At 73.6% G+C, this 2,660-nt stretch carries 2 protein-coding genes and 1 pseudogene; all 3 read right to left on the bottom strand.

Features of this window, described 5'->3' with window-relative positions:
- Positions 1 to 216, bottom strand: a pseudogene (locus Y694_RS21135) (hypothetical protein); the annotation flags it as partial.
- On the bottom strand, positions 216 to 1,655 hold the full coding sequence (locus tag Y694_RS21130) for a di-heme oxidoredictase family protein (protein WP_036236324.1): 1,440 nt from the start codon (positions 1,653 to 1,655) through the stop codon (positions 216 to 218). The gene Y694_RS21130 and the pseudogene Y694_RS21135, both read right to left, overlap by 1 nt.
- Positions 1,652 to 2,660 (bottom strand): imelysin family protein (locus Y694_RS21125; RefSeq protein ID WP_036236321.1); only part of this gene is annotated, 1,009 nt, incomplete at its 5' end. The genes Y694_RS21130 and Y694_RS21125, both read right to left, overlap by 4 nt.

Raw genomic sequence — 2,660 nt, 5'->3', positions numbered from 1 at the left:
GGCAGCGCCTGGGCTCGGCGGCGAGGCGCGCGCATGCGGCAGGGTCCAGTGCTCGTTCAGGCCCTGCAGCACCGCGGTGGGGCCGTACACCGGCACCGCCGAACGCGCCCAGTCGCTCTGCGCAGCGGCCGGCGGCGCGGCGGTGCCGGCCATCAAGAACGGCAGCAGCATCGCGGCGCGTGCCGCGGCCTGGCCTGCGAGGAACTTCTTCATCATCACAGCGACTCCACGAACCGCACCAGCGCCTCGCGCTCGGCGCGGCTCATCCTCAGCACCTGCTGGCGGCTGGCCTCGGCCTCGCCGCCGTGCCACAGCACCGCCTCCAGCACGCCGCGCGCGCGGCCGTCGTGCAGCAGGCGCGTGTGGCCGTTGACGTCCTCGAGGAGGCCGATGCCCCACAGCGGCGGTGTCTTCCACTGCCGGCCGTTCGCGGCGAAGTCGGGACGGCCGTCGGCCAGGTCCTCGCCCATGTCGTGCAGCAGCAGGTCGGTGTAGGGCCAGATGCGCTGGCCCGCCAGCGCCGGGCTGCTGAGCGGCGGGAACGGCGGCTCGGCGGTCACGTAGCTCGGCCGGTGGCATTGCGCGCACTGCGCACGGGTGAACAGCGCCTGGCCCTGCAGCACCTGGGCGTCGCGCGGCGCACGGCGTGCCGGCGGCGCGAGCACGGCCTGGTAGAACACCACGTCGTCGAGCGTCTTGTCGTCGATCTCGGGCGCTTCGCCCTTGGCGCCGCGCGGCGCAGCGGCGCAGTCGGCCTGGGCCGGCGTGCAGGTCTCGTCGGGGAACCAGCGCGAGGTGATGCCGATGTCGCCGTGGAAGGCCCCCGCGGTCTGGTGCGCGATGGTGGCCACGTTGGCCTTCCAGCCGAAGCGACCGAGCATCTGGCGCTGCGCACGCACGTCCCACACGCGGTTGGGCACGCCGCGCACCGGCCCGCCGGCGGCGGCCTGGTCAGCGGCGTTGCGCAGGATCTCGGCCTCGGGGATGGCCTCCAGCAGCCCCACGCCGATCAGCTGCGGCGCGATGCGCGGGCTCACCAGGACGTCGGGACGCATCGGCCCGTAGGCCAGCCGTGCGAACGAATAGCGCGGCGCCTGCAGCGTGTACGGCGTGCCATCGGCGTAGCGGCCGCGCACCGGCTGGTGGCGGATGCGCACCTCGCCCTCGGGCCGCACGCCCTGCACCGCGGCGTTGTTGAACTGGTCGCCGTACACCGGCTCGGGCACCACGCCCTGCTTCGGATCTGCCTCGCCCGGCACCGACAGCCGCATCAGCAGCGCCACGGTCGGGTCCTTGGACTTCGCCTCGGGCGGCGCGCCGCGGCCGTCCATCGCATGGCAGGCGCCGCAGGAGCGCGCGATGAAGTGCGGCCCCAGGCCGTCGCGCACGCCGGTGGAGGCCGGCGCCTCGACCCAGTTGCGCTTGAAGAAGGAGTTGCCGATGACGAAGCGCGTGTGCTCCTCGTCGGCCAGGTTGGCGGCCGGGAACGAGAACGCCTGGCGGCCGGTGGCATGAACCGTGGTGGCGCCGCCGGTCTTCTCGCCCAGCGGGTCGTCGTCGGGCGGCGCGGTGGCGGCGACCACGCCGACCACCACACCGGCCACACCCGCCAGCACCGCGGCGGCGCGGCCGGCCGCGCGCCCGCGCCGGCTCACGGCTGCACCAGCGTGAGCTTGGTGATGCCCACCGCGTTGGCGGCGGCCACGAGGTCCTTGCTCTGCTGAGTGAGGCTGGCGATCGTCTTCTGGATGCGCTGGCGGCCCGGCGCATCCTTGGCACCGACGATCTCGCGGTCGAACGGCGCCTGGATGGCCTCGGCCGCCGCCACCGAGGCGGCGATCTGGCGCGTGCCGCGCTCGGCCAGCGCGGCATCCTTCGCCGCCACCAGCTCGCGCAGCGAGGCGCCCTGCAACGTGCTGCCGTCGGCGCGCACATAGCGGCCGAGCCACACGTTCTCGATGCCCTTGGCGTTGTTCACCGCGTCGCGGTGGGTGTTGTCGGAGAAGCAGGAATGCTCGTCCTCCTGGTCCTGGCTGTTGAGCGCGACCTCCAGCCGCTCGCCGGCCAGCTCACCGCGCGACAGCGAGCCCAGGCCCACCAAGATCTTGCGCACCGATTCCTTGCCGCCCTGCTCGAAGCGCGCGCGGTAGTTGCCCTTGGTGGCCGGCGCCCAGGCCTTGACCAGGCCCGCCAGGTCGTCGACCAGCAGCTCGGTCACCACCGTGAGGTACTGGCGGCGGCGGTCGGCGTTGGGCGCCTTGCCGTCGACGAAGTCCTCGAAGCTGCGGTCGCCCGGGCCGGTCTCCGACAGGTCCTGGCCCCACAGCAGGAACTCGATGGCGTGCCAGCCGGTGGCGATGTTCTCCTCGCCGCCACGCTCGTTCTGCGCCGCGAGGTTCTTCTTGCTGATGACGAACTTGCGGTTGCCGATCAGCCCGCTGCCCGGCTTGCCCTGCACGCCGTCGACGAAGGACTCGTCCATCGGCCAGGCGTTGATCCGGCCCTCGGGGCCCTTGTCGTCGTCGATCGGGCCGCCGTAGAAGCGGAAGGCCTCGGTCTGGCCGTAGAACTCGCGCGCGGCCAGCCAGCGCTTGCGCGCCTCGGCCAGGGCCTCGGCCGACGGCGCGGCGACGAAGGCCGCGACGGCCTGCTGCAGCGCG

Origin of the sequence: Methylibium sp. T29-B (assembly GCF_000576225.1) — a bacterium.
GTDB classification, from domain to species: domain Bacteria; phylum Pseudomonadota; class Gammaproteobacteria; order Burkholderiales; family Burkholderiaceae_C; genus Methylibium; species Methylibium petroleiphilum.
The sequence above is the reverse complement of the archived record's forward strand: the minus strand, read 5'-3'. Positions and strand labels throughout refer to the sequence as shown.